We start from the raw sequence: 19,825 nt of genomic DNA, 5'->3' as shown, positions 1-19,825 counted from the left end.
CTGGGGAGCCCGCCACAGCTCAGTGGGTCGGGTTCGTGAATGTAGGGCTGACTACGCTGTTCATTCCGGTCTTTCTGCTGCGTTGGTTGATGCGTTATATGAAGCCAAGGCCTTGTGTGTCAAACGAGAACCCCTTTTTACGGCGCATAGCGCATGTCGTTCACGAAGGCATCTACTGGCTGACCGCTTTGGTGCTGACTTCAGGCGTGCTGATGATGGACCGAGCAATTGACGTATTTGGCTGGTTTGCAATCGTGCCCTTGCTCACTGATCCGTTTTGGCTAAGCGCCTGGTTTACGCTGCATATCGCATCGAACGCCGCCTTGGCTTTGGTCGTTGCGTTGCACGTGGGGGCAGTCGTCATGCATGAATTTGCTGGGCGGCGTGTAATAAGTCGAATGCTTCCCTGAGCGACCGCCGGTCAGGCAGCCTTGGGTTGTAGCTTGCTCAAGTGCAAGGCCACCAGCAACGCCACGGTCAGCAGGCTGCCAATGAACAGGCCGATCCCATTCCAGCCCCATTGGTGCCAGAACACCCCACCGGCCGTGCCGGCCACGCTGGACCCTGCGTAGTAGCTGAACAGGTATAGCGATGAAGCCTGCCCTTTGGCCTTCAGCGCCCGACGGCCAATCCAGCTGCTGGCCACCGAATGCGCACCGAAGAAGCCGAAGGTGAACACCAGCATGCCAATGATCACCAGCGCCAGCGGGGTGGCCAGGGTCATCAGCAGGCCGCCGCCCATGACCACGATGCTGGCCCAGAACACCTTGCGTCGCCCCAGCCTGTCAGCCAGAGCGCCCACCTGGGCCGAACTGTAGATGCCAGACAGGTAGACGACCGACAGCAAACCCACCAGAGCTTGATTCATGTGATAAGGCTCGGCCAGCAAGCGGTAGCCGATGTAGTTGAAGAGCGTGACGAAGGCGCCCATGAGCAGGAAGGCTTCGAGAAACAGCCAGGGCAGGCCGGCGTCCTTGAAGTGCATGAGGAACCCGTTGACCAGCGTGCGTGGGTTCAGGGTCTGAGGCTGGAAGTTGCGCGACTCGGGCAATGCCTTCCAGAACACAATGGCCGCCAGCAGTGCCAGGCTTCCCAAGGTGAGCAATGCCGCGTGCCAGCTGACGAAATCGATCAGCACGCCCGTGATCAGGCGCCCGCACATGCCGCCGATGGCATTGCCGCCGATGTACAGGCCCATGGCCAGGCCAATGTGCTGTGGGTGGATCTCTTCACTGAGGTAGGTCATGGCCACGGCCGCCAGCCCGCTCAACGACAACCCGACCAAGGCCCGAGTTGCCAGGACCAGCTCCCAGGTCGGCATCAGCGCGCTGGCTATCGTGGACAAGGCCGCGCAGCCCAGGGCCGCCACCATCACTGGCTTGCGGCCGATGCGGTCAGAGATCGGGCCCGTGACCAGCAGCCCAAGCGCCAGCATGCCAGTCGAGACCGAAAGCACCAGGCTGCTCTGTGCAGCGTTGATGCCGAATTCCTTCGACAGCAAGGGCATCATCGGTTGTACGCAGTAGAGCAGGGCAAAGGTGGCGAAGCCGCCGCTGAACAGCGCCAGTACCGTTCTCATGAACGCCGGGCTGCCCTTTTCGATCCAGGCGTCGTGCGAGGTCACAGGCTCGGGTTCGGGTTTGGTCGATACGAGGGCTACAGCGGTTTTCACGGGCAAGTACCTCAGAGGCAGTGAAAAAATCATATAGCTGGCTAATAATTAGGTCCAATATATTGTTCGACCTAATTAAGACGTTTCACGACCTATGAGGTAGGTGATGGAGCTGCGCCACTTACGCTATTTCGTCGCGGTTGCCGAAGAGCTGCACTTCGGCCGGGCAGCCCAGCAACTGGGCATCTCGCAGCCGCCACTTAGCCAACAGATCCTTGCGCTCGAGCAGGAACTCGGTGCGCGGCTGTTCGAGCGGACCAACCGCCGTGTCGAGCTCAGCGAGGCCGGGCGACTGTTTCTGGAAGAGGCCCGTCAGGTGTTGGCGCAGGTCGAAAAGGCCGCCGATGTCGCCCGCCGCGCACAGTTGGGCGAACTGGGTGAAATGAAGATCGGCTTCACATCCTCGGCCCCGTTCACATCGAAAATTCCCAAGGCGATTCATGCGTTCCGGCAGCGCTTCCCTGCCGTGCACCTGAACCTCATGGAGATGAGCAGCCGCGAAGTGGCGCAGGGCGTATTCGACGAGTCCATCGAAGTGGGGCTGATGCGACCCATGCCGCTGGCCGACGGCCTGGTTGCGACCGAACTGTTTCGTGAGCCCTTGGTGGCAGTGATCAACGCCTCCCATGCGCTGGCCAACGGCGCCGAGCAGGGTGTGCACCTGGCAGCGCTGGCCCACGAGCCTTTCGTTTTCTTTCCACGCAGCTACGGCAGTGGTTTGTACGCGCAGTTACTGGATCTGGCGCGCCAGGCGGGTTTCAGTCCCCATTTCGCGCAGGAAGCAGGGGAGGCCATGACCATCATCGGCCTGGTGTCGGCGGGGCTTGGGGTGTCGGTGCTGCCGGCGTCCTATCAGCGCATGCGCATCGAGGGCGTGGTGTACCGCACCTTGCTGGACGAGCAGGCCACCTCGGCGGTCTGGCTGGTACAGCGCCAGTGCCGCAGGTCGGCGATGGCCGAGGCGTTTGCCGAGCTGCTCACCGGGCAGGTTCAGGGATGAAACCTGCCCGGTGAGCGGGGCAGGTCATCAGTTGACGCGGGCCAGGTCACCCTTGAGCGCAACACCGGCAATCACTGCACCGGCGTGGCATTCGTAGGTGGAAGCGTCCTTGCGCTCGTTGCGCTTGTAGTAGCTGGCGATGTTCGTCACGGCATTGGCGTTGGCCTTGCGAGCAGCGTCCTGCAAGGTCAGCAACGCGGATTGCAGGGCCCACTCACAGGCAGCCTCGTCACTCTTGTTGAAGGCGTTGGTTTTCTTGTTGGTGACCGAGTTGGGGCTGATCACGGTGACCTTGCCGCGCGGCTTTACGCCGGCCAGGTAGAATTTGACCGAGCCATCGAGCTTCTTTTCGGCGAGCATCTGCTGCACCACCTTTTCGAACGGCAGGTACAGCGCCGTGTCGCGAGCCTGGCTCAGGCCGGGTAGGGCAGCGAGCAGCAGGGCGGTGGCGGCGGTCAAGGTTTTCAAGCGCATCGGGGTCTTCCTTGGTCAGTGGTTGGATGAGGCGTTGCTGCGTTGCAGAAGCTGATCGGCGGACAGTGCGTTGAGCTGGCGCACGATGCTGCGGTCCAGGTTGTAGACCCAGCGGTTGTAGTTGCGGTGGATCTTGCCGTCGTCATAGCCCAGTTCGCGGCTATCGCGGTAATCGATGCGGAACTGGCTGGCGCTGTAGTGAATATCCACGGCGGCGTAGAAGGTATTGCGCACGGTGATGTCGGCCTGAATGACCGAGGCGCCCACCGAACGGGCCGTCCAGCCACGCTCGACGATGGCCTTGAGGATCGCCTGCTGGACCTGCTGCTGGGTGTAAGGGGTGGCAGCAGCCAGTTGTTCCGAGGGGTTGAGCACCGGCTTGGAGGTACAACCGGCAAGGCCGGCCAGTACCAGCCCTAGTGCAGCGGCGCGTAGCAGTGAGGACATTCCTTGCGCTCCTATCGAGGGTCAGGGCCAGCGGCGGAAGATCAGCGACGTGTTGACCCCGCCGAAGGCAAAATTGTTGTTCATCACGAACCCGTGGCTCATGTGGCGGAACTCACCACGCAGGTAATCCAGTTCGCCGCAGCGAGGGTCTACCGCGTCCAGGTTCAGCGTGTGCACATAGCGGTCGCTGTTCATCATTTCGATGCTGAACCAGGACTCCAGCGCACCGCACGCCCCCAGGGTATGGCCCAGGAAGCTCTTCTGCGAACTGAGGGGCATGCGTGGGCCGAACAGGCTGCTGGTGGCCAGGGTTTCGGCGATGTCGCCTTGCTCGGTCGCGGTGCCATGGCCGTTCACATAGCCAATCGCCTCCGGTGCCAGGCCTGCATCTTCGAGCGCCAGTTCCATGGCCCGGCGCATGGTCGACTGTTCGGGTCGGGTGGTGTGCTGGCCGTCGGCGTTGCTGCCGAAACCGATGATTTCGGCATGAATCTTCGCGCCTCGCGCCCGTGCATGCTCAAGCTCTTCGAGCACCAGCATGCCGGCGCCTTCGCCGATCACCAGGCCATCCCTGCCGCAGTCGTAGGGGCGCGGGCTGAGGTGCGGCGTGTCGTTCTTGAGGCTGGTGGCATAGAGCGCGTCGAAGACCATGGCCTCGGTCGGGCACAGTTCTTCGGCACCGCCGGCCAGCATCATCGGCAAGCGCCCGTACTTGATGGCTTCATAGGCATAACCAATGCCCTGGCTGCCGCTGGTGCAGGCACTGGATGTGGGGATCAGGCGCCCGGTCAGGCCGAAGAAAATGCTGATGTTGGCGGCGGTCGTGTGCGGCATCATGCGCACATAGGAATTGGCGTTGAGCCCGTCGGCCACCGAGTTGAGCAGCATGTTGCCGAACGCCTTGATCTCGTCGGTACTGCCGGTGGATGAACCGCAGGCAACGCCCATGCGGCCATCGCGAATGCTCGGGTCGCCGAGCAAGCCTGCATCGGCGAGGGCCTGTTCGGCAGCGCCAACGGCCAGGCGCGACACCCGGCCCATGCTGCGAAGCTGCTTGCGCGTCCAGTGCGCCGGGACCTTGAAATCATCGATGGGCCCGGCCAGGCGCGTGTTCATTTCCTCGAAGCGGTCCCACTCGTCCATGCGGCGGATACCACTGCGTTGGCTGGCGAAATGACCGGCAATGGTTGCCCAGTCGTTGCCCAGCGAGGTGATGCCGGCCATGCCGGTGACGACCACGCGGCGCATCAGCACAGCCCCCCGTTGACCGCCAGCACTTGGCGGGTGATGTAGCTGGCCTCCGGCGACATGAGGAAGTTGACGGCGCCTGCTACCTCTTCAGCGGTGCCCATGCGCCCGGCAGGGATCATCTTCATCAGTTCTTCCACCGGCACATGTTCGTCGAGCATGGCCGTGTCGATCAGCCCGGGCGCTACGCAGTTGACGGTGATGCGCCGCTTGCCCAGTTCGATTGCCAGGGCCTTGGCCGCCCCGATCAGGCCCGCCTTCGAAGCGCTGTAATTGACCTGCCCGCGGTTGCCGATGAGCCCTGAAACCGAGGTGATGCAGACGATGCGGCCCGGCGCGCGGCGGCGGATCATGGGCATGGTCAGTGGCTGCAGCACATTGTAGAAACCGTCCAGGTTGGTCCGCAGCACCTGGTCCCAATCCTCGTCGGTCAGCGCGGGGAAAGCGCCATCGCGGGTCAGGCCGGCATTGCACACCACGCCGTAGTAGGCACCGTGCGCCTCCACGTCGGCTTCGAGCGCCACGCGGCAGGCGGCGCGTTCGCCGATGTCGAACTGCAATACGCGCGCCTGCTGCCCCAGAGCACGCACTTGATCGGCCACCACGTCGGCTTCGGCCCGGCCGCTGCGGCAATGCAGTACCAGGTCGTAACCCGAACGTGCCAGGCGCAGGGCGATGGCACGGCCGATTCCACGGCTCGAACCGGTCACCAGGATGGTATCAGTCATGATAGGGGCTCCTCAGGGCCCGCTTCGGCCAGGTAGCTGGCCGCTTGAGGCGGGCGGTACACATTCAGGCGGGCGGTGGCGTGGATGCCGGGGCCGCGCAGGTGACATTCGAAAACGCCCATGCCGTTCTCGTCTTCGAGCGAGCGTTGGGCATGGACATGCAATTGGGCGCCGGCCGGGAAAGACTCGACATCGCACGTGTACTTGCGGGCACCGAGCAAAAAACCCAGCTCGACGGCCTGGCCATTGCGTCGCGCCCGGCAACCGGCGTAGGCGGCGACGCTCTGGGCCATCAGCTCGATGCCGAACCAGGCCGGCAGGCTGCCATCGGCGCGATTGAACAGTGCGCCGGGCCGTACGGTGGTGCGGGTGCTGATCTGCTCCTCGTCACAGTGCTCGATGTGATCGATCAGGATCATGTCGCCAGCATGGGGCAGCAGCTCGGCCAGGGGCCAGGTGATCATGCGATGTCTCCAAGAATCAGGCTGACGTTGTTGCCGCCGAAGGCGAACGAGTTGCTCATCAGTCGGCGTGGGCCATGGGTTGCCAGGCGCTGGCTGCCGTCGACCAGGGTCAGTTCAGGCAGGGCAGGGTCAGGCTGGCCGTCCCACAGGTGCGGCGGCAGCAAGCCCAACGGGTTGTGCCTGCTCAGGCTCAGCCAGCAGAACGCCGCCTCGAGCGCACCGGCAGCGCCCAGGGTATGGCCCGTCATCGGCTTGCTGGATGAGCACGGCAGGCCGGCGCCGAACAGGGTATCGACGGCCAGGCTTTCCATGGCGTCGTTATGGGGCGTGGCGGTGCCGTGCAGGTTCAGGTAATGGATGTGCGCGGGCTCAAGCCCGGCATTGTCCAGCGCTTTGCCCATGCACTGCAAGGCACCGGCGCCAGTTGGGTCGGGCGCGGAGATGTGGTGGGCGTCGGAACTGGCGCCTGCGCCGAGCAAGGCGATGCGCTCGCCTTGCGCTTCGGGCGCGCGGGTCATCAAGAACAAGGCGGCAGCCTCGCCGATGTTGATGCCGTCGCGGTTGGCCGAGAACGGATTGCAGCGGCGCTCGCTGATCGCTTCCAGGGCGCTGAACCCGTTGAGCGTGAGGTGACAGAGGCTGTCCACCCCGCCGCACAACACCGCATCGCATACGCCCAGGTCCAGCAGACGCCGAGCGCTCAGCAGCGCGCGACCGCTGGAGGTGCACGCGGTTGAAATCACATAGGCCGGCCCGCCCAGTTGCAGCCAGTCGGCGAGAAAGTCCGCCGGCGCGCTCAACACTTGCTGGTCATAGTGATAATCGGCCGGGAAGTGGCCGCCCGCCAGGAAGTGGCCGATGGCGGTACTGCCTTCGGCGATGCCCGACGTGCTGGTGCCCAAGACCACTCCAACACGGTGGGCACCGTATTGCGTGATCGCCTGGCGCAGGGCGGGCTCGATCTGCAGCGCGGCGGCGTACAACAGCTGGTTGTTGCGGCTGTGCTGCTCCGGCAAGGGGACGGCTGGCAGCGGCTGCGTCACCGCGCCCACCGGCGGCTGGCGCTCGGGAATCCAGCCTGCGGCGGGCCGCATCCCTGAACCGTCGCCGGCAAACAGGCGTGCGGCGACGTCGGCCTGGCCATGGCCCAGGGCGCAGATCAGGCCCAGGGCATTGAGGTAGGCGGTCATGGTGTGTGCTCACGGGGCAGGGAGTCGATTACATAGCGCAGGCCTTGGTCCAGGTGCAAGTCAAACGCGTGGGCCGTGCGGTAGGTTACCCGCCAGCGCGCGCCCAGCCAACGCTGCCCCTGCTGCTCCCGGGCCTGGGGATACAACCGGACCAGCTGGTCCTGTGGCGTGAGGGCGAACAGCACGGCGGCGAACAACTCGCGGGCCGCCGGGTTAGGTGGCAGCAAGCCGTCGGCCTGCCATTGCTGGCCGTCCAGCACTTGTCGCGCCTGGGGAATACCCAGCAGGTCGAGCAGCGACCAGCGCAGACGGCCGCCCTCGTCCTGGATCACCAGCAGCCAGTCCTGGCGCTGCCCGGCCTGGGCGCGCTCAACATGCAGTTGCTGCGGCAGGGCAAGCGCCGGAAGGGATGCGGGCAGTGGTGCCCTGGCGGCGCAGGCACCGAGCATCAGGCAAAGGGCAACCGCCATCCAGGGTTTCATGCGTGCTCCAGGGGCTTGCGAGCCACTACATTGACCAGCGTTTCATCGCGTTCGCCGACCGGTGGAGGCTTGCGCAGGCCCAGGCGCTCCAGCAGGCCGAAGTCCTTGGCCCGGCTCCACCACAGGTAGGGATAGGACACGTTGTCGGGCCCGAACGCGAACCCCTGCACGCGCAGCATGTGCAGATAGCCCTCGGCGCTTTTCTGCACGTGCATGGGGTGACGGAAGAACCAGCGAATGACCCAGGTATCGATATAGGCTTGCGTGGATTCGGCGAACAGCAGGTAGCCGCCCGGTTTAAGTACGCGGTAGAACTCGGCCAGGGCCTTTTCCTGCTCGACCAGGTGATGGAAGGTCTGGTGGCAGAACAGTACATCGATGCTGGCATCGGGGTAGGGCAGGTTGGCGCAGTCACCGCCTGACAACTCCACCTCGATGCCGAGGCGCTTGGCCTCGGCTGCGCTGAGGTCGAGGCTGTGCGGATCGGCGTCGGTGCCCAGCAGCCTGGAGGGAGCGAATACCCGCTGCAGGTGCTTGAACGACTTGCCCTGCCCGCAGCCGGCATCGAGCAGAACCGGCGCCTGGGGAAGGGCGCCTGCGAAGAGCCGGGCGAGGTCATCGATTGCCACCCGCAGCACGTGATGCTGCCAGGTGTGGCTGCTCAGGAAGCGAAACCCGATGCGGGTTTCTTCCACGTAAGTCTCGCTCAGGAACGGGCGCTGGGTCATGGGGTGTCCCTTGCGCACAGTTCGGCCAGAGTACGCAGCCGGCGCCGCGGCTCGGCGACGAACGGGTTACGTGTATCCCAGGCATACCCGGCCAGTATGGAGCTGATCATGGCGCGAATCTCCGATGAGCTGCCGGGGTGATAGATCACATCCTGGAAACTGCCGTCGTACCAGCCTTCCACGTACACACGGAAGGTATCGACGCCACGCTGCAGCGGCTCGGCAAACGCGCTCTGCCAGTCCACTGCCTCCCCTTGCAGTTGGCGGTGCAGCAGGCCGGCAGCCATGCTGGCAGAGCGCATGGCGATGGTGACACCGGAGGAGAACACCGGGTCAAGGAATTCCGCTGCATTGCCCAGCAGGGCGTAGCCCGGCCCATGCAGCGCCTTCACGTTGGCCGAATAGCCGCCGATGGTGCGAGCCGGGGTGTCCCAGACTGCATTGGCCAGCACCTTGGCCAGGCCAGGCGCTTGCGCCACGAAGTGCTTCAGGCACGCATCGAGGTCGTCAGGGGCAGCGGCAAAGCGCTCAGCGGCAGCCACTACCCCCAACGAGGTGCGACCATCACTGAAGGGAATGGTCCAGAACCAGACGTCACGGTGCTCGGGGTGGGTGGTGATGAGGATCTTGTCGCGATCGAAGCCGGGGTGGTCGATGCGGTCTTCGATGTGCGTGAAGACCGCTTTGCGCACTGGGAAAGCGGACGGGGCTTCAAGGTCCAGCAGGCGCGGCAGCACGCGGCCGTAGCCGCTGGCATCCAGGACGAACTGGGCCTGGAGCAGGTACTCGCTGCCATCGGGCCGGCGCACCACTACCTGCGGCTGGGGCCCGCCCATGTCGGCGCTGACAACTTCATGCTCGTAGCGGATTTCCACGCCCTGAGCCTGGGCCTGGTCGGCCAGTATCTGGTCGAAGCGGGCACGCTGCACCTGGAAGGTGCTGGTCTTGCCTGGCGTGAAGGTCTGCCCGAAGTCGAAGGCGGTGTATTCGTCGCCCCAGGCGAATGCAGCGCCATTCTTGTACTGGAAACCTGCCGCCCGCACGGCGTCCAGCATGCCCGCCTCTTCGACGAAGTCCAGGCAGTGCGCCAGCAGGCTTTCGCCGATGGAAAAACGCGGGAAACGCTGACGCTCGATCACCAGTACGTCGTGCCCGCTGCGCTTGAGCAAGGCCGCCGCGATGGCGCCGGAAGGCCCGGCGCCGATGACCAGGACCTCGCGTTGTTGGGTTTCAAGGTTTGGCATGCGGGCTCCTTGCCATGGGTTCTGTGTTGAGTGGAAGGCGATGAAGGCCAGCCAGCGCCGGCATCAGGGTGGCGACCAGGCTCATCAGCATGAGCGCGAAGTACACCGCTGGGGTGATCAACTGCTGGGAAAGCAGCAGGTTGAGGAAAACGATTTCACTGAGGCCGCGAATGTTCAGCAGCAGGCTCTCGCGCCATTTGCCGGCAGCGCCGGGCGACGGAGCAGCCCAGCACAGGCCCAGCCAGTTGCCCAGCAACTTGCTGACGATCGGAAGCACCAGCAGGGCAACTAGCTGCCACGCGTCCAACTGCCCCAAGGCTTGATGGGCATCGATCTGCACCACGCCGTAAGTCAGGATCATGGGTACCGCCAAACCCTGCTGCACGCGGCGGTTGTACCGCTCTGGTAGCGGCAATGCCGCCGCGACCTTGAGCCAGGCCAGGCACGCCAGATAGCCAACCCCCAGCACCAGTGCGTTGAGCTTGTAGTGTTCGGCAATGAACAACAGCACTAGGAACAACGCGCCATACAGCGAAGGCGCACGCAAGCCCAGTGCGTGCAATGGCCACGGCAGCAGTGCCGCCAATAGCGGCAAGGCCAGTGTGCCGGGGTCTAGGCTGCCCTGGCCTACCCCTAGCAACAGCCAGCATGCCAGGTCGATCAGGATGGCAGCCTGCAACAACCGCCGGCTGGCCGCCGGGGGATAACCGATTGCCTGGAGATACAGGTAGAGCACCGGTATGGCGGTGATCGCGAACACCAGCCCCAGTGCTAGCGCACCGACACCGCTCAGCCCTATCACCCAGAAGGCACAGGCGATACCGCAGGCGAACGGCAGCAGGAAACTGGGTACGGCAAGTTTCAGCGCCTGGCGGTCCGGGCGCAGCGCCAGCACGTCGATCAGAATGTGGCCGAGCAACAGGGCGAAACTACCGCCGTAGAGCGTTTTTACCCATGCCGGTGCGATCAGCGCAGTGCCCTCCAAGCGCCAATGCGGCGTCACCCACAGGCCCATCAAGGCAGGGAGCACCAGCGCTGCCAGCAACAGATGGCTGACGATCGGGATCAACCCGAGGCGCTTGCCCAGCCTGCTGGCCAGGGTGAAGAGCGCCAGCGCCAGCGCCCAGAAGATAACGATCATCATGAGCGGTCGTGTGCTCCCTCGCGGGGCGCTGCCCAAGGCGCCAGCAGGAAGCTGAACACCAGCCCCAGGCTCACCGCCACGCCAAAGTTGCTGACGGCCGGCGTGCTGGACAGTGCCAGCAGGCCGAACGACAGCCATGTGGTCAACGCAGCCAGCAAGGTTCCGAGCAGGCTCACCGCGGCGCCGCCTATGCGCTCATGCATGAGGATGGCGTAGTCGACGCTGATGGCTGTCACCAGCAGTAGCCCGAACAGGCTGAACAGTGTCAACGGCTCGCCCAGCCAGCCGAGGCTCGCCAGGCTGCACAGCGCAGCCAGCAGCGGCAGGGCCACGATGCGCAAAGATCCCCGCAACCCGAAAGGTACGGCCAGCAGCATCAAGATCAACGCGCACGAAAGCAGTTTGAGCTCCGCTGCGCTGACCTGGGTGGCGGCGAACAACTGGTTCAGCTCGCCGAGACGATCAACCAGCTGTACACCGGGCAGGTCCTGCGTCTGCAACCGCAACAGGGCGGCGTCAGACAAGCCTTGCAGGCTGACGATGGCAGCAACGCCGTCACCTGCGCTGCCCAGCCACAAGGGTCGCCATGCCTCGCCCAATGGGCCTGCCAGCACGTCGTCGATGCGCTGCAGTGGCAGTGCGCGCAGTTGCGCGACTTCAGCGTCTAGGGCCGCTTGGGGAACGCCGAGCGCCAGTAGCGGCTGCCAATGCTCAGGTAGCGCAGCCAAGGCCTCGCGCACCTGTGCTTGCTCGGCAGGGGTAGCGATCAGTTGGCCGAGGCTCATGTAGCCCTTGAGCTTGTCCAGCGCCACCAACTCGTCCAGCTTGGCCCCCAGCTGCTGGGTGCGTTCGAGCAATTGCTGCTGGTCGGCAGCCCGCACCAGGTAGAACTGGCTGGTGGGCTGGTAACCGGTGATACGTGCTACTGCCTGGGCTTGCTGCAACAGCTGCGGCGGGGTGCCCACCCATTGGCGGATATCGTTGTGGGTCTGCAGGTGCCAGAGGCCGCTGGCGCAGAACAGCAGTAGCAGGGCCAGCAACGCTGCGCTCGGCACTTTGCGCAGCAATGCCTCACGCCAGCGGGTGAGCGCCTGGGCGATACGCATCGGCCAATCCGCGGGTTGCAGTTGAGCCTTGGTCAGTAGGGCCGGAACCAGGCACACCGCACCAAGGTAGGCGCCCATCAGACCAGCGGCGGAGAAAACGGCAATCTGGGTCAGCGCCGGGAATGGGGTGAAGGCCAATGCCAGATAGCCGATGCAACTGGTGGCCAGGCTCAGGCTCATGCCTGGCAGGGTCAGGCGCACGGCCGTCCAGCTTTGCCAGGGCTTGAGGCTCCAGCTCTTGGTCAAATAATGCAGCGGATAGTCTATCGCGACGCCGATCAGGCTGGAGCCCAGGACCAGGGTCATGACGTGCATCTGGCCGAACACTGCCACGCACACCACTGAGCCAAACAGCATGCCGACCAGCACGGGCACGAACGCCAGCAGCGCGCGCACGTTGCGCAGGGCCAGCAATAGCAACAGCAAGATACCCAGCGTTGCCCCGCCGCCTACCCAGGTGATCTCCCGGCTGGCTTGCTGCTGGCCGGCGGCGGCGTGCAGCAGGCCGCTGGCGGCCAGTAACCGCGCATCGACGGCGCTCGCCTGCACACGCCCCTGGGCCAGCAAATCCGCCACCTGTAGGGGCAGATGCATGTCGAAGGCATTGCCCAGGGTGCGCGCGCGCACCAGCACCCAGTAATACCCTTCGGCCTGGGCAATCAAGGCACCGCTGGCGGTGTCCAGTTCCACGTTCGCGGGCTTGGGCTGGGCATTCTGGATGCGCCCGGTCAGCCCTAACCAGTCGTCCTGGCCCGGCACCAGGCTGAACCCTGCAAAGGGGTCGACCAGGCTCTGGACGCGCTGCGCCACGAAGGCGTCCGGCTGCTGCTGCAATTGTTGCCGGTCAGAGGCCGGCAGCATGGCCAGGCGGCCTTTGAGCAACTGGTCTCGCACCGCCTGCAGGTCGGTGTCCAGGCTCCACTGCACCTTTTCGAACAGGCCACTGACCTGCCACTGATCCGCCAACCGTTGTGCCAGCGCCACTGCCTGTTGACGCTGAGCGTGGCCGACCAGAAGCAGCAACTCGCGGTTGAGCGGTTCCTGCATCCGCTGCTCGGCCTGTTGCACCAGAGGATCTTGGGTCGCGCCGGGCACCAGCGCCATCAAGTCGGCAGACAAGGGCGCGCCACGGTGCCATTGCCAGCCGGCCACGGCCAGCATGATCAGCAGCAGGCAGGCGAACAGGCGCGGCAACTGGCGTTCAATCGGCAAAGTCACTGCGCTCCATGTCGCTCAGCTCGGCCGCACCGGTGCTTTCAGGCAGGCGCAATACCGTGCTGTCGCCTTGGGTCTCGCTCAGCTCGATGCGCTGCACGAAACGCCCACCGCTGATGTCGATGCGGCTGAAGATTTGCTTGAGCAGCAACGAGCGTGGCTTCAGACGCAGCTGCCACTGGGTTGCATCGCCGCTCAACGCCAGTTCGAAATCACGCTGCAGCCCGGTGCTGTCACCTTGCAGCACGGCAAAGAACAGCTGGTTTTGCTGCGCACCGGCGCTGCGGCTTGGCAACACTTGCCAGCCGCTCGGGTCGCGCCGGGCAATGCCCTGGGCGTCGATCCGGTAGTCCTGACGCAGGGGGGTATGCAGCATCCAGAGCAGGCCATGATCACGGGCAAGCACGAACTCACCCTCGCTCAGCAAGGGCTGAGGCAGGGCACGCAGGTGTTTTTCCTGAATGAATGGGCCCTTGACCACCGCAGGTGCGCTGAGCTGGCGTTGCAGGTCGTCCAGGTCGAAGGCTGCGCTCAAGGGGCTGACGATCAGCACCGCCAGCGTTGCCAGCACGCGGGCCAGCCGTTTTAGCGCAGGGGTCATGGCAACACCTGCTGCACGGCATCGAGCATGGCCTGCGGCGAGGCCAGCTGCATCTCGCCACTGTCGATGTGCACGGCCACCTGAACCGTACTGGCACGGGTCATGCGCTCCCCGGTCCCGGCATCGCTGATCAGGTAATGCAGCTTCAGGCGGTTTTCCCATTCCACCAGGCTGGCCCTCACATTCAGGCGCTGGCCGAACGTCGCGCCGCGCATGTAGCGCAGCTGCAGGTCGATCACCGGCCATGCATAGCCGCTGGCCTGCATCTGCACATAGTTGTGCGCCAGGCGGTCGAGCAGGGCGCATCGTGCCACTTCCAGGTACTTCACATAATGGCCATGCCAGACCACATGCATGCTGTCGACATCGAAAAACGGCACGATGACCTCGGTGTCGACGTGGAAAACGCCAGGGTTACGCATGCAGCCTCCAGTGACGTTGACCGATGCGCACCAGGCAGTGGCGCAGGTCGCCTTCAAGTGCGCGGTCTTCGATGACCGGCGCGAACTCCTGCAGCAACGCCTCGTGCATCTGCGCCAGCGCAGGGGGCAACGCGTGTGCCTGAGCCTGCTGGCTGCGCAACCAAACGCCCTGATTGGCGGCCAGCAGTGCCGCGGCGGCGACTTGCTCGGTCAGCTCCAGGACCCGCAGGGCATCGCGGGCGGCGATGGTGCCCATGCTCACCTTGTCCTGGTTGTGGCATTCGGTTGAGCGCGAAAACACGCTGGCGGGCATGGTCTGCTTGAGCGCTTCGGCGGTCCAGGCGCTGGCCCCGATCTGCACAGCCTTGAACCCATGGTTGATCATGGCGCGCTCGGCCGGTGCGCCCGACAGGTTGCTCGGCAGGCCGTGGTTGTAACGCACATCCACCGCCAGCGCGAGCTGTCGGTCGAGCAGGTCGGCCACGTTGGCGACGAGGGTTTTCAGGCTGTCCATGGCAAAGGCGATGTGCCCGCCGTAGAAATGCCCACCGTGCAGCACGCGCTCGGCATCACCGTCGATGATCGGGTTGTCGTTGGCGCTGTTGAGCTCGGTCTCGATGAAACCGCGCAACCAGTCCAGGCTGTCGGCCAGCACCCCCAGGACATGGGGCGCGCAGCGTAGCGAATAGCGGTCCTGCAGGCGGTGCAAGGGCGGCAGGGGGGCGTCGATCGCCAGGTCCTGGCGCAGCCAGGCGGCGACCTGCGCCTGGCCAGGGTGCGGCTTGGCGGCGAACAGGCGCTCGTCGAAGTGCTCGGGGTTGCCTTGCAAGGCAACCACGTTCAATGCAGTGATCCGGGTTGCCAGGTGCAGAAGATAATCGGCGCGGGCAAATGCCAGGCACGCAAGGCCGGTCATCACTGCCGTGCCGTTCATCAGGGCCAGGGCTTCCTTGGGCCTGAGCACCAGGGGCTGCCAGCCCAGTTCGCGGTGCACGTCGGCGCTGCGGCGGCGTTGACCCTGGAACATCACCTCGCGCTCGCCCGAGAGCGTCGCGGCTACGTAGGACAGCGGGGTAAGGTCGCCACTGGCGCCTACCGAACCTTCTTCGGGGATCAGCGGCAGGATGTCGTGGGCAATGAAGTCGCGCAGGCGCTCGAGCAGTTCCAGGCGAACACCCGATACGCCGTGGCTGAGTGAACGCAGGCGTGCAGCCAGCACTGCGCGAGTGGCCGAGGCGTCCAGCAGCTTGCCGAGGCCGCAACCGTGGAAGGTGTAGAGGTGGCGTGGCAGCGCCTCGACGTGTTCAAGCGGCACGGCCACGACACAGGAGTCACCGTAGCCGGTGGTCACGCCGTAGATCACCCCTTCCTTGTCGAGCAGGGTGTCGAGAAAGCGCGCCCCGCGGGCAATGCGCTCGCGGTAGGCAGCATCGTCCTGCAGGTGTGCCGTGGCACGGCCTTCGGCCAGCGCCACGACGTCTTCGATAGCCAGCGGCGATTCGCCGAACGTGACAGGTTCATGCGCTTGCATCGTCATCGGTCTTCCAGAAAGGGTAGAAATTGAACCACTGCAGGGGTGCGCGCGTGCAGTAGTGGCCCAGGCGATCGGCGTAGCGGGCGGCCCATTGGGCGATGACTTGATCGCGCTGGCCACGTCGCCATTGCAGGCGTTCGGCAAAGGGCTCGAGGGTGACGTGATAGCGGCCGTCGTGCTTGAGGCAGAACAGCAGGTTGAGCGGGCATTCGAGCATGCCCGCCAGTAACCATGGGCCCTGCGGGAAGGCGGCGCGATGGCCTAGAAAGTCCACCTCGACAGTGCGCCCGCCGTGCAGCGGCACGCGATCCCCAGCGATGGCCAGCCATTCACCACGCTCCAGGCGTTCGGACAGTTGCAGCATCACCGCAGGGTCCAGCTCGCTGACCTGGATCAGTCGCAGGTTGGTGGCTCCCGCCTCGCCCAGCAGGCGGTTGAAGCGCTCGGCATGGCGGGTGTGCACCAGCACGTTCATGGTCACCTGCTCGCCGATTTCGGCCAGGGCCCGGCAGACTTCCAGGTTGCCCAGGTGAGCACCCACCAGCATCTGCCCGCGAGCGCCGCGCAGTTGCTGACGCAAGCCGGCCGGGTCGTGGATTTCGATATCCTCGATGCGCAGCTTGCCGTTCCACACGTCAAGCTTGTCCAGCAGGGCCTCGGCAAAGGCCATGAACTGACGAAAGACCTGCCATGAGCTTGGGGCAGGCGTCTGCCCGGCGTTCCATTGGTGCAAGCGTTGCTGGTACTGCCACGCGCTGCGGCGGGCGCGGCGACCGAACAGGAAGAAGTAGGCGACGATCAGGTGGATCAATGGGCTGAGCACACGGCGGCCAAGCAACCGTACCAGGGTGGCAGTCAACTTCATCAGCCAGAAGCTGCCCCGCTCCTGGTGGTCGGCCCAGTGCTGCGACGGTGTGCTCATGACTGCCACCGACGCCAGAGGATTGCAGGTGCTCGCACCAGCATGCCGAAGAACAGCTTGGCGTGCATCTTGGAGATCAGTGCGTTGTCGTGGACCAGGCGAAAATGCGACAGGCCATCCTGGGGATAATGTACCCGCGTCGGTAACCAGCGCATCGGTTGGTTGCGCCAGGCCAGGCGCACGAGAATTTCCGGGTCGAAGTCCATGCGCTTGCCAAGGCGCACGTTGTCGATCAGGGCCAGCGTGGCTGGCAGCGGATAGACCCGAAACCCGCACATGGAATCGGGAATCTGCAGCGACAGGCTGTTGATCCACACCCAGACGTGGGTCAGGTAACGCGCGTACAGCCGCCCTTTGGGCACACTGGCGTCGTACTGTGGATAACCGCACACCAGTGCCTGGGGGGCACGGCGGGAATGCTCCAGAAACGTCTGCACATCGCCCAGGTCGTGCTGGCCATCGGCATCGACCTGCAGCGCATGGCTGAAGCCCAGTCGCGCCGCCTCGCGCAGGCCGGCCATGACTGCACCGCCCTTGCCCTGATTGACAGGCAGGGTGACCAGGAACACATCCCTCTGTTCGGCCAGCCGGGCGAGCACCTGCGCGCAGCCTGCATCGCTGGCATCGTCGACCAGCACGCAGGGCAGGCCCGCGCGCAGCAAATCGTCCACGACCGCCGGGACGGCCTGTTCGTGGTTGTAGACCGGGATCACCGCGCAGGGCTTATGCACAGGCGTTCTCCAACAGAACCCGGCCGCTCGAACACGGTTGACCGGCACAGGTGAAGGCGAAGTAAAGCTTGCCGCGTGACGTGTCCAGGCGAAGGCTCAGCGCCAGCTCATCGCCGGGCCGCACCAACTGCTGGAACTTGAGCACCTCCATGCCAGCAAACCGCAGCGGCGACTCGGTCAGCTCAGCGGCCAGCGCGACGGCCCAGTCGATCTGGACCACACCGGGCAACACCGGCGTGCGGGGAAAATGCCCTGGGAAACAGGCAAGGTCCAGGGGCACGCCGAGCTTGAGCTGGAGCTCGTCACCTTCGCGGTGCTGCTCCAGCACATGCGGGGCCATGCTGCGAGGCGCCAGCAGCAATGCCTGCAGCGCAGCCTGGGTCAGCTTGCCCTGGTTGTTGAGCGGCAAGTGCTGCACCAGGCGCCAACGGCGTGGCAGTGCCAGCGCCTCGCAGTGGCCTGCCAGGTGGCTGCGCAGGGCCTCGACCAAGGCCCGCCGCCCCTGGTTGCGCAGGGCGTGCAGGCCTGCGGGGGTCGGCACCAGCACGGCGCCTAGGCTGGCCCGGCCGTTTTCGATCATGCCAAGACGTGCTTCAGACACCCATGGATGCGTGCACAAGGCCTGTTCGAGCATGGGGAGCGAAATTCGTTTTTCTTCGAGCTTGACGATCCGATCCAGTCGCCCCAGCAAGCGAAAGCGCCCGTCGGACGAGAATTCGACGGCGTCGGCGCTGTGTTCCACATGCCCCGCTGGGAGGTAGGGCGAGGCGATGCACAGCGCCCCCTGGTCATTCTGGCTGAGCTGTACACCGGCAAACGGCTGCCACAACGACTGCCCCTGGCGCCAGGCGATCCCGCCGGTCTCCGAGCTGCCGAGGATCTCTGCTGGCCATTGGCCCAGCCGCTGGTGCAGGCGCTCGGCTGCATCGGCGGGCAACTCACCGCCTGACGAGAACACCTTGCGCACCGGTTGCAGGGCTGGCCAGTCGAGGTTTTCTCCCATGCGCTTGAGCAGCGCCGGGCTGGCGACCCAGGCAAAGGCCGGGTGGACGCGGCTGGCCCGTTGCAGGTCCTCGGGGAACGGCAACTGGCGGCGCTCGAACCCGCGCCCGGCGCACAAGGGCCACAGCACGCGGAACAGAAGGCCGTAGATGTGCTGGGTAGCGACGCTGCCGATGATCCAGGCAGGGCCCAGAGCCTTGCCCCACAGGTGCTCCAGCGCATTCACCTCGCTGGCCAGTTGCGTGACCTGCTTGTCGATGCGCTTGGGCTCGCCGCTTGACCCGGAGGTACACAGGCTGATGCGGCACCGGGCCAGGTCCAGAATGGCAGGTGGCAAGGGCGCGTCCAGCAAGCTGTTGGGCGATGTGTCCTCAGCCAGATCCGTGAGCCACAGGTCTACGTGGGCATTCCAGCGCTCGCGGGTGGCCGGTTGCAGGTCGGCCGGCAGCAAGACCTCGACCTCGGCCCGCCATGCACCGAGCAGGACGGCGGCCAGTTGCGCGGCGTCCTCCAGGTGCACCGCCAATCGGCGAACACCCCGCGCACGCAGGCCACCGGCCAGGCGCAGTGCCTGCTGGCTCAGTTCGGCGTGGTCCAGGGCGGGGGCTTGGGTCACCTGGCGCGGCGCATCCAGCGGCAGCAGCAGGTGTTCGAGGTTGATCCAGTTCATGAGCGTCCTCGCACACGTTGTCTAATCAGCCATTCGAGGGCGAACAGCACGCCCATCGCGGCATAGGCGATCACGCCGTTGTAGAGCGTCCACCAGCCCAACGGCGCCCACAGCGTAAGGGCGGCCGCGATCAGGCCGTTGAGCAGGAAGAACAGGCACCAGGCCTGGGTGACCTGCCGGGTATAACGCACAGCGCGCGGCGGCAGCGCCGGGTCGCTCAAGCGTGCCAGGCGTTCGGCCACCGGCATGCCGTGCACCAGGCTGCTACCGAACAGCCCCAGCATGAAGGTACTGATGAGCACCGGATACCAACGCAGCAGTGCCTGGCTGTCCGATAGCCCCAGCAGCCCACAGAACGCCAGGGCGGCGATTGCCATCCACAGGCTGCCGGGCCGGCGAGGCGCGCTCAGCGCACGTGCCAGCCAGAGGCCGCCGAGCAGCAGGGCAAATTGCCAGGGGGCGTAGTGCGCCATGCCGAAATGCACGGCGAACGGATACAGCAGCCCGGCGATCAGCAGGCCGGCGCCGATCAGTCGCTTCATGCCGCCGGGTTCACCAGGCGGAACACAGCCTCGACCACGTCGTTGACGGTACGCACCGACTTGAACTCGTCAGCGGCGATCTTCTTGCCTGTCTGGCGCTTGATGTGATCGATCAGGTCGACGGCGTCAATGCTGTCGATCTCCAGATCCTGGTAGAGGTTGGCGTCCAGGCTAATGCGCTCAGGCTCGAGCTCGAACAATTCGACCAAGGCGTCGCGCAGAATGTTGAAGATGTCTTCACGGGTTTGCATGATGCGAT

22 protein-coding genes are annotated in these 19,825 nt (G+C 65.0%); 2 read left to right on the top strand and 20 right to left on the bottom strand.

What is annotated here, in order from left to right; all coding sequences use genetic code 11:
• Positions 1–410 (top strand): cytochrome b/b6 domain-containing protein (locus ACK59L_RS11330; protein ID WP_409273636.1); only part of this gene is annotated, 410 nt, incomplete at its 5' end.
• 11 nt (positions 411–421) lie between these two features.
• Here the strand turns inward: ACK59L_RS11330 and ACK59L_RS11325 are convergent.
• Entirely contained in the window at positions 422–1,579 is a 1,158-nt protein-coding gene (locus ACK59L_RS11325) for an MFS transporter (RefSeq protein ID WP_409273641.1), read from the bottom strand.
• Positions 1,580–1,778: 199 nt separating this feature from the next.
• On the opposite strand from ACK59L_RS11325, the gene ACK59L_RS11320 reads away from it, so the two are divergent.
• A complete protein-coding gene (locus ACK59L_RS11320) occupies positions 1,779–2,672 on the top strand; it encodes a LysR family transcriptional regulator (protein WP_058602927.1) in 894 nt (297 codons plus the stop codon).
• A 27-nt stretch (positions 2,673–2,699) separates the two neighbouring features.
• Here the strand turns inward: ACK59L_RS11320 and ACK59L_RS11315 are convergent, their stop codons facing one another.
• Genes ACK59L_RS11315 through ACK59L_RS11225 form a run of 19 tightly spaced genes read right to left on the bottom strand, consistent with a single transcriptional unit; the run spans position 2,700 to position 19,817 of the window.
• On the bottom strand, positions 2,700–3,146 hold the full coding sequence (locus ACK59L_RS11315) for a hypothetical protein (protein ID WP_027913518.1): 447 nt from the start codon (positions 3,144–3,146) through the stop codon (positions 2,700–2,702).
• A 15-nt stretch (positions 3,147–3,161) separates the two neighbouring features.
• Positions 3,162–3,593, bottom strand: a complete 432-nt coding sequence (locus ACK59L_RS11310) for a hypothetical protein (RefSeq protein ID WP_058638111.1) — start codon at positions 3,591–3,593, stop codon at positions 3,162–3,164.
• A gap of 21 nt (positions 3,594–3,614) precedes the next feature.
• Complete coding sequence (locus ACK59L_RS11305) at positions 3,615–4,841, bottom strand: beta-ketoacyl-ACP synthase (protein ID WP_058638110.1); 1,227 nt, start codon at positions 4,839–4,841, stop codon at positions 3,615–3,617.
• Positions 4,841–5,569: a 3-oxoacyl-ACP reductase FabG gene (fabG, locus tag ACK59L_RS11300; protein WP_409273633.1), complete on the bottom strand. Its 729-nt coding sequence runs from the start codon at positions 5,567–5,569 to the stop codon at positions 4,841–4,843. Before fabG ends, ACK59L_RS11305 begins: the two co-directional genes overlap by 1 nt.
• Complete coding sequence (locus ACK59L_RS11295; protein WP_023532704.1) at positions 5,566–6,033, bottom strand: hotdog family protein; 468 nt, start codon at positions 6,031–6,033, stop codon at positions 5,566–5,568. Before ACK59L_RS11295 ends, fabG begins: the two co-directional genes overlap by 4 nt.
• Positions 6,030–7,223: a beta-ketoacyl-[acyl-carrier-protein] synthase family protein gene (locus tag ACK59L_RS11290; RefSeq protein ID WP_409273630.1), complete on the bottom strand. Its 1,194-nt coding sequence runs from the start codon at positions 7,221–7,223 to the stop codon at positions 6,030–6,032. Before ACK59L_RS11290 ends, ACK59L_RS11295 begins: the two co-directional genes overlap by 4 nt.
• Entirely contained in the window at positions 7,220–7,705 is a 486-nt protein-coding gene (locus ACK59L_RS11285) for a hypothetical protein (protein WP_409273628.1), read from the bottom strand. Before ACK59L_RS11285 ends, ACK59L_RS11290 begins: the two co-directional genes overlap by 4 nt.
• A complete protein-coding gene (locus ACK59L_RS11280; protein ID WP_144964060.1) occupies positions 7,702–8,433 on the bottom strand; it encodes a class I SAM-dependent methyltransferase in 732 nt (243 codons plus the stop codon). Before ACK59L_RS11280 ends, ACK59L_RS11285 begins: the two co-directional genes overlap by 4 nt.
• Positions 8,430–9,677 carry an NAD(P)/FAD-dependent oxidoreductase gene (locus tag ACK59L_RS11275; RefSeq protein WP_409273626.1) on the bottom strand — a complete coding sequence of 416 codons (1,248 nt, stop codon included), beginning with the start codon at positions 9,675–9,677 and terminating at the stop codon, positions 8,430–8,432. Before ACK59L_RS11275 ends, ACK59L_RS11280 begins: the two co-directional genes overlap by 4 nt.
• The gene (locus tag ACK59L_RS11270) at positions 9,664–10,821 is read right to left on the bottom strand and encodes a sodium:proton antiporter (protein ID WP_409273624.1); all 1,158 of its coding nucleotides are present in this window, start codon (positions 10,819–10,821) and stop codon (positions 9,664–9,666) included. Before ACK59L_RS11270 ends, ACK59L_RS11275 begins: the two co-directional genes overlap by 14 nt.
• Positions 10,818–13,139, bottom strand: coding sequence for an MMPL family transporter (locus ACK59L_RS11265; RefSeq protein WP_409273639.1), 2,322 nt, complete (start codon positions 13,137–13,139; stop codon positions 10,818–10,820). Before ACK59L_RS11265 ends, ACK59L_RS11270 begins: the two co-directional genes overlap by 4 nt.
• Positions 13,129–13,743 carry an outer membrane lipoprotein carrier protein LolA gene (locus ACK59L_RS11260; RefSeq protein ID WP_409273622.1) on the bottom strand — a complete coding sequence of 205 codons (615 nt, stop codon included), beginning with the start codon at positions 13,741–13,743 and terminating at the stop codon, positions 13,129–13,131. Before ACK59L_RS11260 ends, ACK59L_RS11265 begins: the two co-directional genes overlap by 11 nt.
• Entirely contained in the window at positions 13,740–14,165 is a 426-nt protein-coding gene (locus ACK59L_RS11255) for an acyl-CoA thioesterase (protein WP_409273620.1), read from the bottom strand. The genes ACK59L_RS11260 and ACK59L_RS11255 overlap by 4 nt, the downstream gene beginning before the upstream one ends.
• On the bottom strand, positions 14,158–15,702 hold the full coding sequence (gene hutH / locus ACK59L_RS11250; RefSeq protein ID WP_409273618.1) for a histidine ammonia-lyase: 1,545 nt from the start codon (positions 15,700–15,702) through the stop codon (positions 14,158–14,160). The genes ACK59L_RS11255 and hutH overlap by 8 nt, the downstream gene beginning before the upstream one ends.
• Positions 15,683–16,621, bottom strand: a complete 939-nt coding sequence (locus tag ACK59L_RS11245) for a glycosyl transferase (protein WP_100852412.1) — start codon at positions 16,619–16,621, stop codon at positions 15,683–15,685. The genes hutH and ACK59L_RS11245 overlap by 20 nt, the downstream gene beginning before the upstream one ends.
• Entirely contained in the window at positions 16,618–17,352 is a 735-nt protein-coding gene (locus ACK59L_RS11240) for a glycosyltransferase family 2 protein (protein ID WP_167340054.1), read from the bottom strand. The genes ACK59L_RS11245 and ACK59L_RS11240 overlap by 4 nt, the downstream gene beginning before the upstream one ends.
• Positions 17,345–19,024 (bottom strand): AMP-binding protein, encoded by a 1,680-nt coding sequence (locus ACK59L_RS11235; RefSeq protein ID WP_409273616.1) that lies wholly within the window; start codon positions 19,022–19,024, stop codon positions 17,345–17,347. Before ACK59L_RS11235 ends, ACK59L_RS11240 begins: the two co-directional genes overlap by 8 nt.
• The gene (locus ACK59L_RS11230) at positions 19,021–19,566 is read right to left on the bottom strand and encodes a hypothetical protein (protein ID WP_409273614.1); all 546 of its coding nucleotides are present in this window, start codon (positions 19,564–19,566) and stop codon (positions 19,021–19,023) included. The genes ACK59L_RS11235 and ACK59L_RS11230 overlap by 4 nt, the downstream gene beginning before the upstream one ends.
• Positions 19,563–19,817, bottom strand: a complete 255-nt coding sequence (locus ACK59L_RS11225; RefSeq protein WP_023532695.1) for an acyl carrier protein — start codon at positions 19,815–19,817, stop codon at positions 19,563–19,565. Before ACK59L_RS11225 ends, ACK59L_RS11230 begins: the two co-directional genes overlap by 4 nt.
• Positions 19,818–19,825 lie beyond the last annotated feature (8 nt).

Origin of the sequence: Pseudomonas sp. KCJK9111 (assembly GCF_046231935.1) — a bacterium.
Lineage (GTDB): Bacteria > Pseudomonadota > Gammaproteobacteria > Pseudomonadales > Pseudomonadaceae > Aquipseudomonas > Aquipseudomonas parafulva_B.
This window is presented reverse-complemented; position numbering and strand designations above follow the sequence as displayed.

Excerpts from the sequence above, each read along its gene's own strand:
- ACK59L_RS11325 (WP_409273641.1), bottom strand. The coding sequence starts at position 1,579 with ATGAGAACGGTACTGGCGCTGTTCAGCGGCGGCTTCGCCACCTTTGCC.
- ACK59L_RS11320 (WP_058602927.1), top strand. The coding sequence starts at position 1,779 with ATGGAGCTGCGCCACTTACGCTATTTCGTCGCGGTTGCCGAAGAGCTG.
- ACK59L_RS11315 (WP_027913518.1), bottom strand. The coding sequence starts at position 3,146 with ATGCGCTTGAAAACCTTGACCGCCGCCACCGCCCTGCTGCTCGCTGCC.
- ACK59L_RS11310 (WP_058638111.1), bottom strand. The coding sequence starts at position 3,593 with ATGTCCTCACTGCTACGCGCCGCTGCACTAGGGCTGGTACTGGCCGGC.
- ACK59L_RS11305 (WP_058638110.1), bottom strand. The coding sequence starts at position 4,841 with ATGCGCCGCGTGGTCGTCACCGGCATGGCCGGCATCACCTCGCTGGGC.
- fabG (WP_409273633.1), bottom strand. The coding sequence starts at position 5,569 with ATGACTGATACCATCCTGGTGACCGGTTCGAGCCGTGGAATCGGCCGT.
- ACK59L_RS11295 (WP_023532704.1), bottom strand. The coding sequence starts at position 6,033 with ATGATCACCTGGCCCCTGGCCGAGCTGCTGCCCCATGCTGGCGACATG.
- ACK59L_RS11290 (WP_409273630.1), bottom strand. The coding sequence starts at position 7,223 with ATGACCGCCTACCTCAATGCCCTGGGCCTGATCTGCGCCCTGGGCCAT.
- ACK59L_RS11285 (WP_409273628.1), bottom strand. The coding sequence starts at position 7,705 with ATGAAACCCTGGATGGCGGTTGCCCTTTGCCTGATGCTCGGTGCCTGC.
- ACK59L_RS11280 (WP_144964060.1), bottom strand. The coding sequence starts at position 8,433 with ATGACCCAGCGCCCGTTCCTGAGCGAGACTTACGTGGAAGAAACCCGC.
- ACK59L_RS11275 (WP_409273626.1), bottom strand. The coding sequence starts at position 9,677 with ATGCCAAACCTTGAAACCCAACAACGCGAGGTCCTGGTCATCGGCGCC.
- ACK59L_RS11270 (WP_409273624.1), bottom strand. The coding sequence starts at position 10,821 with ATGATGATCGTTATCTTCTGGGCGCTGGCGCTGGCGCTCTTCACCCTG.
- ACK59L_RS11260 (WP_409273622.1), bottom strand. The coding sequence starts at position 13,743 with ATGACCCCTGCGCTAAAACGGCTGGCCCGCGTGCTGGCAACGCTGGCG.
- ACK59L_RS11255 (WP_409273620.1), bottom strand. The coding sequence starts at position 14,165 with ATGCGTAACCCTGGCGTTTTCCACGTCGACACCGAGGTCATCGTGCCG.
- hutH (WP_409273618.1), bottom strand. The coding sequence starts at position 15,702 with ATGACGATGCAAGCGCATGAACCTGTCACGTTCGGCGAATCGCCGCTG.
- ACK59L_RS11245 (WP_100852412.1), bottom strand. The coding sequence starts at position 16,621 with ATGAGCACACCGTCGCAGCACTGGGCCGACCACCAGGAGCGGGGCAGC.
- ACK59L_RS11235 (WP_409273616.1), bottom strand. The coding sequence starts at position 19,024 with ATGAACTGGATCAACCTCGAACACCTGCTGCTGCCGCTGGATGCGCCG.
- ACK59L_RS11230 (WP_409273614.1), bottom strand. The coding sequence starts at position 19,566 with ATGAAGCGACTGATCGGCGCCGGCCTGCTGATCGCCGGGCTGCTGTAT.
- ACK59L_RS11225 (WP_023532695.1), bottom strand. The coding sequence starts at position 19,817 with ATGCAAACCCGTGAAGACATCTTCAACATTCTGCGCGACGCCTTGGTC.